The 15,686-nt window shown below is 65.7% G+C and carries 12 protein-coding genes; 2 read left to right on the top strand and 10 right to left on the bottom strand.

Features of this window, described 5'->3' with window-relative positions:
• Nucleotides 1-15: 15 nt before the first annotated feature.
• From M1D32_RS04335 to M1D32_RS04290, 10 genes are all read right to left on the bottom strand, one after another.
• Entirely contained in the window at nucleotides 16-1,503 is a 1,488-nt protein-coding gene (locus tag M1D32_RS04335) for a dynamin family protein (RefSeq protein ID WP_458781110.1), read from the bottom strand.
• The gene (locus M1D32_RS04330) at nucleotides 1,500-3,494 is read right to left on the bottom strand and encodes a dynamin family protein (RefSeq protein ID WP_458782101.1); all 1,995 of its coding nucleotides are present in this window, start codon (nucleotides 3,492-3,494) and stop codon (nucleotides 1,500-1,502) included. The genes M1D32_RS04335 and M1D32_RS04330 overlap by 4 nt, the downstream gene beginning before the upstream one ends.
• Nucleotides 3,495-3,635: 141 nt before the next feature.
• The gene (locus M1D32_RS04325; protein WP_458781109.1) at nucleotides 3,636-4,766 is read right to left on the bottom strand and encodes an IniB N-terminal domain-containing protein; all 1,131 of its coding nucleotides are present in this window, start codon (nucleotides 4,764-4,766) and stop codon (nucleotides 3,636-3,638) included.
• Nucleotides 4,767-4,930: 164 nt separating this feature from the next.
• Complete coding sequence (locus M1D32_RS04320; RefSeq protein WP_458781108.1) at nucleotides 4,931-7,003, bottom strand: LuxR C-terminal-related transcriptional regulator; 2,073 nt, start codon at nucleotides 7,001-7,003, stop codon at nucleotides 4,931-4,933.
• Between the two features lies 1 nt (nucleotide 7,004).
• Entirely contained in the window at nucleotides 7,005-9,062 is a 2,058-nt protein-coding gene (locus M1D32_RS04315; RefSeq protein WP_458781107.1) for an Hsp70 family protein, read from the bottom strand.
• 152 nt (nucleotides 9,063-9,214) lie between these two features.
• The gene (ccsB, locus tag M1D32_RS04310; RefSeq protein ID WP_458781106.1) at nucleotides 9,215-10,300 is read right to left on the bottom strand and encodes a c-type cytochrome biogenesis protein CcsB; all 1,086 of its coding nucleotides are present in this window, start codon (nucleotides 10,298-10,300) and stop codon (nucleotides 9,215-9,217) included.
• Nucleotides 10,300-12,069, bottom strand: coding sequence for a cytochrome c biogenesis protein ResB (gene resB / locus M1D32_RS04305; RefSeq protein ID WP_458781105.1), 1,770 nt, complete (start codon nucleotides 12,067-12,069; stop codon nucleotides 10,300-10,302). The genes ccsB and resB overlap by 1 nt, the downstream gene beginning before the upstream one ends.
• Nucleotides 12,069-12,824, bottom strand: a complete 756-nt coding sequence (locus tag M1D32_RS04300) for a cytochrome c biogenesis CcdA family protein (protein ID WP_458781104.1) — start codon at nucleotides 12,822-12,824, stop codon at nucleotides 12,069-12,071. The genes resB and M1D32_RS04300 overlap by 1 nt, the downstream gene beginning before the upstream one ends.
• Nucleotides 12,825-12,834: 10 nt before the next feature.
• A complete protein-coding gene (locus M1D32_RS04295) occupies nucleotides 12,835-13,437 on the bottom strand; it encodes a TlpA family protein disulfide reductase (protein ID WP_458782100.1) in 603 nt (200 codons plus the stop codon).
• A gap of 38 nt (nucleotides 13,438-13,475) precedes the next feature.
• Nucleotides 13,476-14,156 carry a histidine phosphatase family protein gene (locus tag M1D32_RS04290; RefSeq protein ID WP_458781103.1) on the bottom strand — a complete coding sequence of 227 codons (681 nt, stop codon included), beginning with the start codon at nucleotides 14,154-14,156 and terminating at the stop codon, nucleotides 13,476-13,478.
• Between the two features lie 201 nt (nucleotides 14,157-14,357).
• Between M1D32_RS04290 and M1D32_RS04285 the strand changes: the two genes are divergently transcribed.
• Nucleotides 14,358-14,906: a YceI family protein gene (locus tag M1D32_RS04285; protein WP_458781102.1), complete on the top strand. Its 549-nt coding sequence runs from the start codon at nucleotides 14,358-14,360 to the stop codon at nucleotides 14,904-14,906.
• A gap of 189 nt (nucleotides 14,907-15,095) precedes the next feature.
• Complete coding sequence (locus tag M1D32_RS04280) at nucleotides 15,096-15,611, top strand: hypothetical protein (protein WP_458781101.1); 516 nt, start codon at nucleotides 15,096-15,098, stop codon at nucleotides 15,609-15,611.
• The last annotated feature ends 75 nt before the right edge of the window (nucleotides 15,612-15,686 follow it).

The raw sequence follows: 15,686 nt of genomic DNA, 5'->3' as shown, positions 1-15,686 counted from the left end.
GGGCCTGCCAATGCGTCAGGCTGGCTGGTGGGCCAGCTGGGCGCACTCCGCAACAACACCTTCGCAGCTGCGGATAACTACCCTGCAGGCGTCAAGGGCAGACCGGTCGGTCAGCGGATTCTCCGCCACTGCCCGCCAGCGTTCCAGGAAGCGCCGGGCCTCGGCGGCCAGCTGCTCGGGACCGGCATCAGCTGGCAGCCCCAGGCGCACGTGGAACGCGGCGCCCCAGCCCCCGATGAGGCCTTCGGCTTCATTCGCCAGTTCAGGACTCAGCGATACGCCCGTGGTCCGAAGGGTAGCCAGCAGCCGCAATTCACGGAACTCGTGGGCGTTGACCTGCAGCCGTTCCAGGGCGGCCGCCAGATGCCCCGTCCCTTCCCGCGGTGATGTGCGGAGCAGGGTTTCCACCCCCACCAAGGCTGTCCTGGCCTTCAAAGCCTCTGCACGGGCCTGGAACTGCCGCCCCAGCATCTCCAGCAGCGGATCCAGTCCGCTGCGCCGGGCAAGCTCGTGCGCCAAGGGCGTGGGCTCGGCAAATCCGGAACGGATGAGCACCACCGCCAGGCGGATGCCAAACAGCCCGAACCTCTCCAGCAGGGACGCACGGGCCGCCGTCGTCAGCCCTTCCGGGCCTGCAGCCCGCAGGAACCTGTCGGCTGAGAGCAGCATCTTTTCCCGCTCTGCCCGTTCCATGCCGGCCAGGACCTGCAATGCCTCGAAGTCAGTCTGGCGCATGCTGCGGGCGCTCTGCGCCAGGAGCCCGGCCACCGGGACCACACCCAACGCCAGCTTCCGCAGGCTGGGGTCCTGCCGGTATCTTTCGGCGATCTCCCCGGCAGAGAGGAGGGAATCTATCCGGCCCGCGCCCACTTCGTCAGCGCGGGAGAGCACTGCCAGGGCGTTGACGGTGCCGGACCTCCCGGCTTCAGTGTCCTTGAAGGATTCGAGGAAACGCAGGTCCGAAGCGTGCATATGGCGCATCAGGTAAATGATGGCGTCGGCCTCGGACGGTGTGTCTTCGGGAGTCAGGAAGCTCGTGGACCGGGCGGAGACGTCCTGGGAGAGCGAGGCTATGCCCGGGGTATCGATCAGCGTCATCTCGCGCAGCCCCGGCGAGGGCCACTCCACGTCCAGCCGGTCCACCTCGTGGGCCTGCACGTTGCCCAGAACGAAAACCAGGCGGCCCTCCACGCGTTTGACCGGCAGGATGCGGGGTTCGCCTTCCACCGGGTAGAGCGTGATCCGGGGTGTGTGGCCGTAGCGGTACCAGGTGACGATGCGGGTGCACTCCCCCGTGTCCGTAGGCGCAATTTCCTCACCGAGGATAGCGTTCAACAAGGTGGACTTTCCCGCCTTCACCATTCCGGCAACAGCAATCCGGAGGGGTTCGGCCAGCCTCTTGGCATAACGCTCCAGCGCCGCTACGGCCGCAGGATCATCGCGGTATGCCTCCAAAGCCTCCTGGACCAGGCCCGCCGCTCCCGTGATAGTCGACGCTGTCATCCCACCGCCGCCACAGCCGATGGCGCGGCCATCCGGGCTGCGCCGGATGGTGCTCCGGAACTGTTCGGGTCCGCACTGTTGGCTTCCCCATGGGCGGAGCCCGCACTGGTGGAGCCTGCACTGTTTGTGCCGGCAGTTGTGGCGCCGGCAGGCTGGCGATGCTTCCCTTCCCGCGGAGTCACCTCGGCGGAAACTGCTTCCGCGGCCCGGGACAGGGCATCCACCTTTTGGAGCTCGGCCTTGATCTCGCGGACGCGGACGTCTTTCTTCAGCGCGTAGGTGGTGGCGGCTTTTTGGGCCGCGGCCACGGAATCGGACAGCGAGCGGTGGTGCTCGTCCGCGATCTCGGTAAAGTGGTCGCGGGTGGATCGCTGCACCAGCCGCAGCCGGTCCTTCAACTGCTTGCCCACCTGGAAGGTGACGTCGTCCAACTGCCGCCGGACCAGGGCCTTGGCTTCGCTTTGCCGGCGCTTGAGCCGCGCCTCCTTGTCCTCCCGGTAGGCCTTGCGTCCCAGCAACAGGCCCGCGCCCACCGAGAGGGGGTTGATCAGTGCCATGCCGAAGATGCCGGTCAGGAGGCCAAACATCAGCACGCCGCCGTAGGAGCCGCGCATGCCGATCAGCACCTTCTGGGCTGAATTGATGCGCCCGTCGTCGAGGGTGGGCATGTCGTCCACCGGGTCCAGCGCGTCTCCCGTGTCCGAGACATGAAGGACGGGCAACGTCACTTCCTCCGCGGCGAAGTGATCGGCAACCTGGGCGGCCAGCCACTGCGCACGCTCGTTGGTCCAGACAAACGTGTCCGAGATGGCGGCAGCCGCGCATTCTTCGAGCCACGTGGAGAATTCAGCCCAGGCTGGCCCCGGATCGCCCTGGTCGATGGCAGTTTCGGCTTCGCGCTGGATTCGCCGCAGCCGGTCCCGCAGGTCGTACTCCATATCTGCGATGAGGTCGCTGATGCCGTCATTGAGCGTGATCTGCCACCGGGCGGAGCGTTTACGGAGGTCGTCGGCTTCGGCCCGGGCCGCCTCGAGGCCGGCAATCATCTGCGGTGTTCGTTCGGGGTTCTCGAGTGCTTCAAGCTCGGACTGCAATGACAGCCGGAGGTTCTCGCACACTGAAAGCAGGTCCTGCTTCACCGAGCGCCGCTGCAGGCGCTCAGCCTTGCCCACGATTTCGTTCCGGATGTGGGTGACCAGACCCGGGAAGCCGGACTCTGCGTTCAGCTCGCCGTCCTGCAGGCGTGCCGCTTCCAGCCGAAGGTCGGAGGAGACAGGGAACAGCGGAATGTCCTGTGCCACCTGGGCAAGGTGGCCGCGGTCGATCTCCTCAACGCGCCGCCAGTCCGGGTAGAGGTCCGTCTTGGACAAGACACCCACAACACTGGGGGTGATCCGCATGGCCTGGCGAAGGAAGCGCAGCTCCGGTTCGGTGTACTCCTGGGACGCATCGGAAACCAGCAACATGGCGTCTGCGGTGGGGAGTGCGGTAAGGGTGGTCAACGTGTGGGATGAGTTCAGTCCCCCCACGCCGGGAGAGTCAATGATGGTGAGGCCGCCCGTGAGTACTTTTCGAGGGAGGTACACCTCACCGGCCACCAGCTTTTTGCTGTTCCCGGGGTTGCCCCGCTCGGAAACATAGCCTGGCAGGTCGGCTATGGGGACGGGCTGGCGCTCAACGCCGGCTTCGTCGCCGGCGTCCGCGTCTGCTGTGGGAACAAGGATGGCTGCTGAGGCGGTGTCCCCATAGCGGACCACGGTAGGGACAGACGTGGCAATGTCGTCATCCACAGGACATACCGGAGCGTTCACGAGTGCGTTGATGAGCTTGCTTTTGCCTTGCTTGAATTCGCCGACGACGATCACGCGAACGCTGGGATCCTTTAGGCGCCGCAGGGTCTGGTCCAGGCGTTTGCGGAGATCGGCGCGGTCTCCCGTGCCCACCAGTTGGAGCCCCTGTTCAACCAGTCGTACAAGTTGCGCCGCCGTCATCGGCGTCGCCGCTTTCGCCTGTCCTGCTTCTGCCACAGCGTGTCCTTTTCTCGGGTCTTGATCGGGAACCAGGGATAAACCGGGAAGAGCCCGACAGGAGGTGGATGCCTCCTGCCGGGCGCTTACTGTACCCCGGGACTGCTAGCCGGCGAAAGCATCGTCGCCAGCGACTGCAACCTCGTTATCCTCGATGTTCACATCGGTGTTGAAGGAGTTGTCCTCCGTGTAGGTGAGCTCATTGTCAGCAACAACAACGTTGTCCGAGACGTTCGTGTACTCGAGAGTGTTGTCCGCAACGACTGTGTTGTCCGAGATGGTGGTGTTCGTTTCCTCCGAGTTGTCCTGGAAGGAATCCTTCACATCCACATCAACATCGGTGGAGCGATCCGAGTTGTCGTTGAACGAATCGTTGAGGGAGTTGTCTGTGTTGCCGACATTCTCAAGGTGGGCATCGACATCGACGTTCGTCGAGCTGTCCTCGTTGAACGAATCGTTGATGGAGCTGTCGTTACCGGAGTCCCGGACGTCGATGTTGGTGGAGTGGTCCTCGCGGTTGTCCGAGTTGTCGTTGAACGAATCCTCAACTTCGACCTCCAGCTCGGTGTTGAAGGAGTCGTTGGCATCGATGTCGGTGTTGCCGATGTTGACGTCTTCGCCGGCATTGATGGAGTTGTCCGTGGAGTTATCCGAGGAGTTGTCCGTGTTGTAGGAATCCTCGATGTTGTTGGAGTCCTCAACGTCGGCGTCGTCGCCGGCAGCGATGGCCCGGTCACCGGACGCAACCACGGCGTCGTTGTCGAAGTACTGGGTAACGTCGCCGTCGGCCCAGATGTTCTGGTTCACGGACTGGTCGGTGATGGTGTCCCGGTCATCCACAGTGGTGGTGTAGGAGTAGTTGTTCACTACGTGGTGGAGCTGCTGGACGGCGTGGGCGTGATCGTCGCCGCCACCATTGTTTCCGCCGCCGTGGTTTCCGCCACCATGGTGGCCACCGCCGTGGTTCCCGCCGCCGGTGCTGCCGCCGCCACCGTTGTCATCGGTGGAAGCGCGGTTTCCGCCGGTGTTGTACTCACGGTCGAAGCGGGAGGCGTTGATGGTGACGGGTGCGTAGTCCAGAACCACCGGCATCGTGGCGTCAACGTCAGCCGAGCAAACCTTGCCCAGGCCGTGGTCTTCCAGAACCTTCTCCGGATTATCCAGGAAGTCCTGTGCGGCCTGGCGGTCTCCGAAGAGGTGCATCAGGAACTGGACGAGATCGTTAGCGAGTGTCATTGGAATGTCCCCTAATTTCTTTGAGTTGCCCTTCGCCCGACTTCGTTGCCGGGCTTGAATCAAACGTACGGTTCCCCTCCGGGACCGGGCATCGGGCCGTTTCCCCCTACCGGCGGCTCCCCCGCTGGGGAACCGGCGGCTCTTCGGTTAGGGGTATTAGGGGTTTAATCCTGTTGGGGGTTTTCGTTGCCCAGGGCCAAGCGCAGCCTTGCCAGCAGATCCGACCGGTTTTCCGCCCCGAGCCGGCGGCGCATGCGGGCAATATGGTGTTCGGCAGTCCGGGGAGAGATGTAAATTGCCTCTCCGATCTCCCGATACGTTTTGCCCTCCAGCACCAGACGGGCCACTTCCTTTTCCCGCTCACTCAGCCCGGAACCGTCCGGCTGCATGCCGCTGGCCGGTTCGGCGGCGGAAGCGTTCTGGGCCTCCGGCGCTCCCGAGGTTCCGTTTCCTGCCGAGCTTCCCTGCGGGTGCAGGTCCCGCGCGCAGGACAGCAGGCGAACCATGTCCTTGCGCTCCTCCGCCCGTGCCGCGGCATGGCCGGCGAGCCTGGCGCCTTCCCACGGCATTCCTACCCTGCCGAGGCCCCGCGCTGCCGTCTCGACGTCGGCCGGATGGAACCTGCGGGCCAGTACCGAAACCCAGGCCTTGCCCGCAGCCGCAAGCACAACAGCGAGGTGGCTGTGCTGGGCGGCCCGTGCCAGTGCGGCGGCGTGGGGTGCCAGCTCCGCGGGGCTCTCACCGAGCAGTGCTGCCTGCACGGCAGCCCAGTGGAAGGGCACTGCCCACAGTGGCGGGTCACCAAGGCGCCCCAGCAACTGCTTTGCCTCGTCAAGGTAATGCGACACGCGGCGGGTCTCCCGCAACCGCGCGGCGGTAATCATCAGCTCGCCCCACGGCAGAAGGCTGTAAAGGTCAACGGAGGTGTGCAGCATAGCTTCGCGCGCCCGCTCCCAGGCCATCACCAGTTCGGCTATCTCGCCGTTCCGGCGGGCCAGCCCCACTTCCAGTGCCGCGCGCAGGAACTCATCCCTCGGTACCAAGGGCCAGTGGTTCGCCTTCGATGCCTCGTTGATCGCCAGCCTGGCGTCCTCGAGTTTGTCCTGCTGCATGGCTGACCAGGCCTGCAGCAGGAAGAGCCGTGGCTGCGCGGAATTTCCACCTTGGCCTGCAGCAACTGCAGACCGGCATACGGTTTCAGCCACATGCGGCTCCCCGCTGTGCAGGGCCATCAGCGCAGCAAGGGCGGCAGGGGTGTCCGGAAGGGGAAGCGCGGTACCGGTAGCGTTCAGCATGTCCGAGGCATGGATCAGCAAAGGGAGTGCCTGCTTGGGATCCTGTGCCAGCGACTTCAGAATGCCCTTGCCGGTTTGCGCCAGCGCGGCGGCCATGAGGGTTGGAGATGCCGGCGGGGTATCCGCGTGGAACAGGGCCTCGGCGCCGGAGCGGTTGCCGCAGCCGATCATGGCGACGGCGGCCAGGGGCGCTGACGGCCCTACCCGGGAGGCGCCCAGCCAGCTGTACGCGTCCGCGCTGCGTGCGAGCATTCCCCGCTGCGACCAAACTGCTGACGCCACGTCCACCCCGCGGCGCAGGTCAGGGGGATCGGAACAGACCAGTAGTGTGTCGATGATCCGGGTGGCAGCGTCGAGGTCTCCGTCGGCCGCGGCGGCCTGCGCGCGGCGTGCGGCGGTTGCCATCTCGTCCGCTCCTGCCAGGAGTGCTTCATCGTAAAGTTGGACGGCCAGTCCGGGGTCATGGTCAAGGGCTTTATCACCGGCATGCTCCAGCTCTGACGCGACGCGGGAATCCGCCAAGCCACCACGAGCCAATGCGCGGGCAAAGTCCCCCAACGGCTGGCGGTCTGCAACGTACAGCGTCACAAGCTCGCGTTGGAGCGCGTGCACCCTCGCGGTGGGGGCCACGGTCAGCAAAGCATGCTGGGCCGGCCCAACCACGCTTCCGTCCGGCGACAGCAGGCCTGCTGATTCTGCCCGCTTCACCAGGGCATCAACGCTCTCCACCTCGCCGCCGTCAATCTTCCGCTGCAGGTCCGCAGGCAACGGCCCTGGCAGCACAAAGCCGACCGACAGTGCCAGCAGAAGCTCACGGACTGCGGCATTCTCACCCTTGAGCTGCCGGGCCATCTGCTCGGCAGCGTGGGGGGCCGGGCCTTGGTGGTTCAGGTCCGACTGTCGAAAAGCATGCACTTCGTCGTGGGTGTGATGGCCAGGCATCCTAGGCCACCGGCTCGGCGGGCGTGATCGGTGCAGGATCTGTCTCCGCTGGAGGTGGTGGTTGCACGGATTGCGTAACAACAGGTGTCGGCGCCGGGTCAACAGGAGCCGGCGTCACAGGGTCAGCAGGAGGCGGCGTCACCGGGTCCGGAACAGGCGTTACCGGGTCAGCAGGAGGCGGCGTCACGGGGTCCGGAACAGGCGTCACCGGGTCAGCAGGAGGCGGGGTCACCGGGTCCGGAACGGGCGTCACCGGATCCGGAGTCACCACCGGCGTACCAGGGTCCGCGGTTCCGGGTGTGCCAGGGATGGGGTCAGTCCCTCCAGCCGGCGGTCCGGCGGGAGCCTGGGTCCCGGGAGCTGCACCGCCACCGGCTGCAGCGCCTGTGGATCCGGCGCTCCCCGCAGGTGTGCTGCCAGAGCCAGCTGCTGTTCCCCCGGCTGCGCTCTTACCCGCAGCAGCGTTCGACGACGGCTGGCTGGTGGGCGAGGCCTCGACGTTGAGCCCCGCCCCGCTTGCAGGCTTGTTCACGCCGGCTTCGATGCCTGCCACCGGCGCCCCGCCTGCTGCGGCAGCGCCCGCGCCCGGCCCGCTTCCGCCCCCCGGGCCTCCGGAACCGTCGGCGGCCGCGCCCGCCTCAGGAGCGGCCTCCGCACCTGGTGTAAGTATTGAGGTAAGGCTGCTCAAGCCTCCCGGGCTTTGGGCAGCGGTGGCACCGAGAACGGTGAACAACGCCGCAGCGGCTGCGATAGCGGTCAGCCGGACGGTGGGCTTCGGAGCGTGCGCACCCCCGTGGCCGTGGCCGGAGCCCGCCCCCGAAACAGCACTGGCCGCCGTCGCGCCCTTGCGCGACCAGCTGGCCCGGCGGTTGGGCACGTGCCCTGCAGCGCCGGCAAGGAGCCCGACGGCGGTGGCGTCCGCTCCTACCGGGGCTTCCCCTGCCGCTGCCGCGGACTCCTTGGCGTCGGGAACTTCCGCACGTGCCAAAACAGCTGAGACCGCGGCGCCCATGCAGATGGATGACTTGGGATCGGCGTCGACGGCGATGGGCCGGTCCAGCTGTTCCGAAATCAGCTGCGCCACGAGGGGAATCCGCGATGAGCCACCGATCAGCAGCACGGCCGACAGGTCTGCGGGCTCAAGTTCCATCTCAGCCAGTGACTGTTCCAGTGCATCCACGGTATCGCGGACAGGACCTTCGATCAGTGCCTCAAACTCCGAACGGACCAGGCGAACCTGCTGCTGGAGGCCGGGGAGGAGCACCGAAATGCTCGCCTCACTGTCGGAGGAGAGGGCCTCCTTGGCCTCCACGCATTCCCGCCGCAGCCTGGCCAGCGCCCCAAGCACTCCGGCGTCGGCGGTGTCCAGTTTCGACAGTGCGTCCCCCGTGTGCTCGGCGACGTAGCGAAGCACTTCCGCGTCAAAGTCCGCGCCACCCAGGTTTTCGATGCCCTCCGGGCGCCCCACCAGTTCGAACCGATTGCTGGCTGCCTTCCTCAGGACAGCGGTGTCAAAGGTACCGCCGCCAAGGTCGTACACCGCGATAGTGCTGCCGTCCTCTACCCGCACCTGCGAGGCGTAGTACACCGCCGCGGCTTCGGGTTCGGTAATGAGCGTGACGTTCTTCAGGCCCCTGGCCTCCATTGCCGCCAGAATCACCGAGGTACGGTGGCTGCCCCAGGCAGCAGGGTGGGTGAGGACAACCTCCGATGGCGGCGCGCCTTCACGCTCCTCGGCCCGGTCGGCCACCCAGCGCGCCATGGTGGCGAATACGTCCTCCGGGGGCAGGGAAAGCCCTCCCACGGAAATCGGGACGGCGTCGCCTACCCGGCGCTTGAACTCGCGCACCACCCGGGCGGGTGAATCGAGGCCGCGGCGTTCTGCTGCCTCCCCCACCAGGATGGGACCGTCCTCCGGATAGTAGACAACGGAGGGCACAGATGTTCCACGGAGGCCCAATGGCAGGGATTCCGGGGCAGGGGAAGATCCGTGGTCAAAACGGGAAATAGCGGCAGCAGTAAAACTTGTGCCGACATCAATGGCGAGCACGTAGCTCATAGGTACCTCGGTACAACTGGTGTTACGCCTGCAAGCTTCATCACAGGCGGACTTCACCAAGGTAGCATCACGGCCCGACCGCGAACACCCCTATTGCTACACCGAATTGTTATTTACCCGCGGTACTGCGGGCGTCAAGGGAAAGCCCCTGCTCAGAGGCCGGAATACGAGTGAAGTCCGTTGAAGAACTGGTTCACGATGGTGAAGTTGAAGATTACGCAGAGGTAGCCAACGATGGACAGCCACGCCGCCCGCGTGCCCGTCCAGCCGCGGGTTGCGCGGGCGTGGAGGTAGCCGGCATAAACAACCCAGATGACGAACGTCCACACTTCTTTGGTGTCCCAGCCCCAGAAGCGGCCCCAGGCCTTCTCGGCCCAGATGGCACCGAACATCAGGGTGAAGGTCCAGCCGATGAACGCGATCGCGTTGATGCGGTACGACAGGTTCTCAAGGCTGAGCGCTGACGGCACCAGGCGCATAAAGCCCAGCTTGTCCGTACCGCCGGCTGCAACGGTCTTTAGTCGTCGTGCCTGGACGAGCTGGAGCGCGGACATCGCGAACGTCAGGGTAAAAAGCGCTGAGGAAAGCACGGCGATGGACACGTGGATGATCAGCCAGTAGCTCTGCAGGGCGGGAACCAGGTGGCCAACGGGAGTCCAGTACGCCACGGAAGCGGCCACCAGCATAATGATCACCAGGCCCACCACAAACGTGCCGAGGAAGCGCAGGTCCCGGCGGACCAGGACCAGCAGGAACACGGCCACGGCAACGAATGCGCCAGTAGTGAGGAACTCGTACATGTTGCCCCAGGGCACCCGGCCGGCGCCCAGCGCACGGGTCAGCACGCCGGCGCCATGGATCAGCGCACCCAGGACCGTCAGGGCTACCGCCACCCGGGCGGGAGCGCGCCGTTCGGCCGCGTACTTCATGTCGGCGTCGGCGGTGATGGCGCCACCGGCCCCGTTGCCGGCCGGCAAGGCAGCGGACGACGACGGCCGTTCAGCCCTGCCCGCCGGCCCGGCGAGGTGCGACTCGCTGCGGTCTCCCGCACGGGCCCCTACCGGCACCCGGGCCGGGTCTTCCGCCTGTGCGGCTTTGAGGTCGATGGCGCGCAGGGCCTTGCTGCTCTTGGCCAGGTCCCAGGCGAAAGCGATGAAGGCCACCGTGTACGTGCCTGCAGCGAGCAGCATAAAGAGCTCACTGTACTGGCCCATGGTTTCGTTGATTCCGTACGGCATTACTGGTCCTTTTCGGGCCCGGTGGGGCCTGCTGGGGTGGTGACTGAGCCTGGAGTGGTGGCAGCGCCCGGGTCATTGTCCTGCTTCGGGCTGGACGTTTGCTGTGAGGATTCGGGCCCGGCTGCATCTGCATCCAGCTGCCATTCCCCGGACAGCAGCTTCCGGACGGCTTCGGCCTCGGCGGCGAGGCGGTGGTCCTCACCGCGGGCCAGGAGCCCGTACTCCACCATCGTGCGGCCGTCGGCGTGGGTACCGGTGCGGACCCAGACGCGGCGGCGGTTGACGTAGAGCGAGAGGATGAGCCCGGCCACCGCGAGGAGCGCGAAAATCAGGGCGTACAGCTGGCCGGGGTTGTGGTGGATGTCCACGCCGATGTACCGCTTCACGCCGTCGAAGCTGATGGTGCCCTTGCCGTCCGGCAGCGTGTAGCTGCTGCCGGGGGCCAGGGTGATGCCGCCGGCGTCCAGGTTCCTCGCGTTGAGCGGAGTCAGGGCCTGCACATCCAGCTCGAAGACGTTCTGCGGGGCACCGTCGTCCAGGCCCAGGTCGCCGTAGTAGGAGTTCAGGGTCAGCTGGGGGTTGAAGAGGTCGGGGTCGCCGCTGAAGGAGACACCCTCGTTCGAGACGAAGGCCGTGGGCAGGAAGAAGCCGGCGAAGCCCAGCTGGTCCGGCTTGGCGTCGGGAACCTTGATGACCACTGAGGAGTAGTAGTTGTCCCCCTGCAGCTTGGCCACCACCGGCCCCTGCATGGCCACGTTTCCGTCGCCGTCCCGGATGGTCACCACGGGGGCGTACCCGTTGCCGGTGAGGTAGATGCTGGTGCCGCCCAGGGTAATGGGATCGTTGACCTTCAGGATTTCCTTCTGCGCCGGCGCGTCCGGGTTCTCCTTGGTGGTCACCGCGGCGGAGAAGTCGATGGGCTGGCCGAACTTGCCCTCCGACTCGCGGTCGAAGGTGATGTCGAACTTGTCCAGCTGGACGGAGTAGGGCTGGAGCTGGCCGGACTCGAAGTTGGTGCCGGGCGTGAACTGGTCGTAGCCCACCAAGGTGTTCACGAAAGTGTCACCCTCCACCAAAATCCGCTGGCCGCTGTAGCCGAACAATCCACCGATGGCTACGGATACCAGCACCCCGATCAACGACGTGTGGAACACCAGGTTCCCCACTTCCTTCGTGAAGCCCCGCTCAGCGCCCAGCGACGGACGCTCGCCGCCGCTGTCCCGGACGTCCACGCGGTAGCCGCGCTTCTTCAGCACCGCCGCGGCAGTGGTGATGGCGCTCGACGCCGGGATCCCGGCGTCGGACGGAATGACAAGCGTGCCGTACTCGGGGAGGCGGGACAGGCGCTTGGGGGTCCGCGGGGGCTGGGAGCGCATCGCCTTGTAGTGCGCGATGGCGCGGGGCACCACACAGCCGATGAGGGAGATGAACAGCAGCAGGTAGATGGCCGAGAACCAGGCCGAGGAGTACACGTCGTACAGCTGCAGGGTGTCCAGCAGCTTGCCGTAGTCCGGGTTGTCCTTAATGTACTGGGTGACCACGGACGGGTTGGCCGGACGCTGCGGGAACAGCGAGCCCGGGACTGCCGCCACGGCGAGGAGCAGCAACAGGAACAGCGCTGTACGCATGCTGGTCAGCTGGGTCCAGGCCCAGCGGAGCATGCCCATGGGTCCCAGTGCAGGCAGCGCCGCTTCCGCCTTGGCCTCTAACAGCTTGGCGCCGGCCACCGGATCGGACGACTTCTTGTCTACGTTCACGCGCTCGCTCATCAGATCGGCAACTTCACATCGGTTTGGAACCAGTACTGCAGCCCGGTCACCCAGGTGCCCCAGACGCCACTGGCCATGAGCAGCCCGAGGACCACCAGGATGCCGCCGCCAATGCGCTGGATCGCCAGCCGGTGCTTGCGGAAGAACGCCATGACACCCATCCCCCGCCGAAGCGCCAGCGCAATGAGCAGGAAGGGGATCCCCAGGCCGAGGCTGTAGACGAAGGCAAGGAACGCGCCCTTGGCGGCGGACGAGCCGCCGGAAAGGCTCAGGAGCTGGACCGCGGAGTAGGTGGGGCCGATGCACGGTGCCCAGCCAAGGCCGAACGTGAGGCCCAGGAGCGGCGCCCCCCACAGCCCGGCCGGTGGCCTGGCGTGGATTTTGGCGTCCCGCTGCAACCAGCTGAAACCGCCCATAAACACCACGCCCATAACGATCACCAGGAGGCCCAGGACCTGCGTAATCCAGGCATTCTGCGAGCCGGTGACCAGGGTGCCCAGCTGGCCGAACGCGCCGCCGAGGAGAACGAAGATCACGGAGAAGCCCAGCACGAACAGCCCGATTCCCATCAGCATCCGTCCGCGCTTCTGCTTCTCCAGGTCCACGCCCGACAGGCCCGTGACGTATCCCAGGTAGCCGGGAACCAGCGGCAGGACGCATGGGGACAGGAAGGAGACCAGTCCGGCCAGCAGCGCTACCGGAATGGCGAGGAGGAGCGAGCCGTTGAGGATGGCTTCGGCAAAGGGGCTGTTCATGGTGTCCGCGCTACTCAGCCACGGCGGCAGCGATAAGGGCTTTCAGGGTGCCCCTCTGGATTTCGCCAAGGACGCGTGACGCCACGCGCCCTTGCTTGTCCAGCACGAGGGTTGTGGGAACTGCGCCGGGAGGAACCAGGCCGGAAACAGCCAGCAGGACCCCGCCGTCCTTGTCGTCAAAGCTGGGGTACGTCAGGTTGAAGGACTTGTCGAAGGCTTCCGCGGTGGCCTTCTCGTCCCGAAGGTTGACGCCGAAGAACTGCACGCCCTGGGGCTTGAACTCCTGGTGCAGCTCTTCGAGGATGGGCGCCTCAACCCGGCAGGGGGCGCAGGCGGCGAACCAGAAGTTCAGGACAGTGACCTTGCCCTGGAAGTCAGCGGGGGCAACAGTGGTTCCGTTGAACAGCCTGCCGTTGATCTGGAGGGCGGACTTCCGATCGCCCGCCGCAAACTCGGTGACAGACCCGTCGCCGGCCACATAGTTCTTGTTGTCCCCGGCCCTTGCCTGCTCCGCGAGGGCATCTTCCTGGGCACACGCCGAAAGGCCCAGGGTCAGCGCGGTCAACGCGAGGCCGCCGGCAGCAAGGACGCTGCGGCGGGACGTGATGGGCAGGCCGGGCCGGCCCTTTTCGATAAAACTGTCAGACACTTCTAGGCTCCAGGGGTGCTGGCTGCACCGGGCAGAAGGGACGCCGCGGGTTCGCTGTACGCGACGCGCACCAGTGTGCCGTCGTCGTCGAACACCAGCGACGTGATGGAGGTCAGGGTGCACTCACGCTTTCGCGGATCGTGCCACAGGGGCTTGCCTTCCGCGCTCAGGCGGGTGGCCCAGATGGGAAGCTGGTGGCTGACCATGATCGCTTCGGGCCCCTCTGTTCCGAAGTCGCCGTCGGCCAGCTCGATGGCGCGGAGGCGCGCCTCCTGCGCCGCTGCCATAACCCTTGCCGCCTGCTGCTTGTACGGCTCGCCCCAGGAGGGCCGGAGGGGGTTAACCAGCCGCGGCCAGTGCTTGGGCCTGCGCAGTTCCGCCTTGCTGACCTTCATGCCCTCAAAGTAGTTCTCCGCCTCGATGATCCGCTCCTCCGTGTGGATGTGCAGATGCAGGGCTTCCGACGTCGGCCGGGCAGTTTCCTGCGCGCGGTCCAGTGGCGAGGCGGCCAGGTAGGTGATACGGGCCCCGTTTTCGGCGCGCTGCCGGAAGTGCTCGGCGAGGGTGCGTGCCATCTCCTGCCCCAGCTCGGAGAGGTGGAATTCGGGCAGCCTTCCGTACAAAACGCCGGCAGGATTATGGACCTCGCCGTGGCGGAGCAGATGGACAGTGGCTTGGGGCATGTTTACCAGTTTCTCAAAGATGGCGTTCGATCCGAAATCTTCTACATCCAGTAGAACTGAAATTTATGAAGAAATGTTCCGAAGGCGGGAACAAAAGATGCATATGCATGTTTATAGTAGATGCAGCAGTTAGTTGAGACTTCAACAGATGAAAGTTCAACGGCACGACCGTCAACAGGTAACACCCAAAGGAGCAACATCATGGCACTTCCCGCAGACGTCACCACCGGCACCTGGACCCTCGACAACTCCCACAGCGAGATCGGCTTCACCGTCCGCCACGCAGGCATCAGCAAGGTCCGCGGCCAGTTCAAGGAAGCAGCAGCAACCCTGGAACTCGGCCAGGACGTGGCAGAATCCCGGATCAACGCCACCATCAACACCGCCAGCTTCGACTCCGGCGATGCGAACCGCGACGGCCACGTCAAGGGCGAAGACTTCTTCGATGTGGAGAAGTTCCCCGAAATGTCCTTCGTCTCCAACGGCCTGGTGGCCAAGGGCAACAGCTACGAACTGACCGGCGACCTGACCATCAAGGGTGTCACCCGCCCGGTCACCCTGGACACCGAGTTCAACGGCGTGGCCGTGGACCCGTTCGGCAACACCCGCGCCGGCGTCTCCGCTGAAACCACCATCAGCCGCAAGGACTTCGGCCTGACCTGGAACGCTGTCCTCGAGACCGGCGGCGTGCTGGTGAGCGACAAGGTTGCCATCAACCTCGAACTCGCCTTCATCGCTCCCGCAGCGTAGTCATTCTTTCCGCCGGAACCCCGGCACCGGCCGTCGCGCCGGTGCCGGGTTCTGTCGTTAATGGGGTTCTGTCGTTGATGGCGTTCGCCGTCCCGGCGCTGCAGTGAAGCCGTGGCTCGTTGCGCAGGGGCAGTCCCTGTGCACCGAGCCACGCTGTGCCGCCGTCGGGGCGGGGCTACAGTGATGGCCATGAGCAACTTTGACAGTGCAAAGCCCCGCAACGGTTTCGCCGCCATGTTCTCGGTGGCGGGACTTCCCACGGAGCTCAAGGTCTCGTTCTGGATCTGGTTCCTGGGCGGCATCCTCGGCCTCCTGGGCGGACTGCTGGGCATGCTTGCCTCGCTGGTGCTTTTCGCCGCGGCGCCTGCTGCGGCCGCGCTGGTTCTGTTGCTGATGCTGCTGGCGGCGGCAGTGGGAGCCGCGCAGATCATCCTTGCCCTCAAGATGAAAGAGGGGAAGCAGTGGGCACGGCTCGCCCTGACAGTCCTGACGGGCATCACCCTGGTCCTGGCGCTGGTCAACCTGGCCATGCGTGTTGGCCAAGGCGGCAACTGGGCGGGCTTCCTGATCAGCCTCGCGGCAACAGTATTGCTCTGGCTGCCGAACGCGCAGGCCTGGTTTGCGGCGCAGGGGAACAGCGGCCGGCAAGGTATCGCCGGGCAAGGGCCGAACAGGGGCGGAATACCTCCCAGGAATGACTCATAAGCTGCCGGTCCGGGGGTACGGTGGACTTAAGCCATGCTGGGGGTAGGGCACAGGACCGAAACCCGGCAGCCTACC

Source organism: Arthrobacter sp. D3-16 (genome assembly GCF_054408515.1).
Note: the sequence above shows the minus strand (reverse complement) of the source record. Positions and strands in the feature narration are given on the sequence as shown.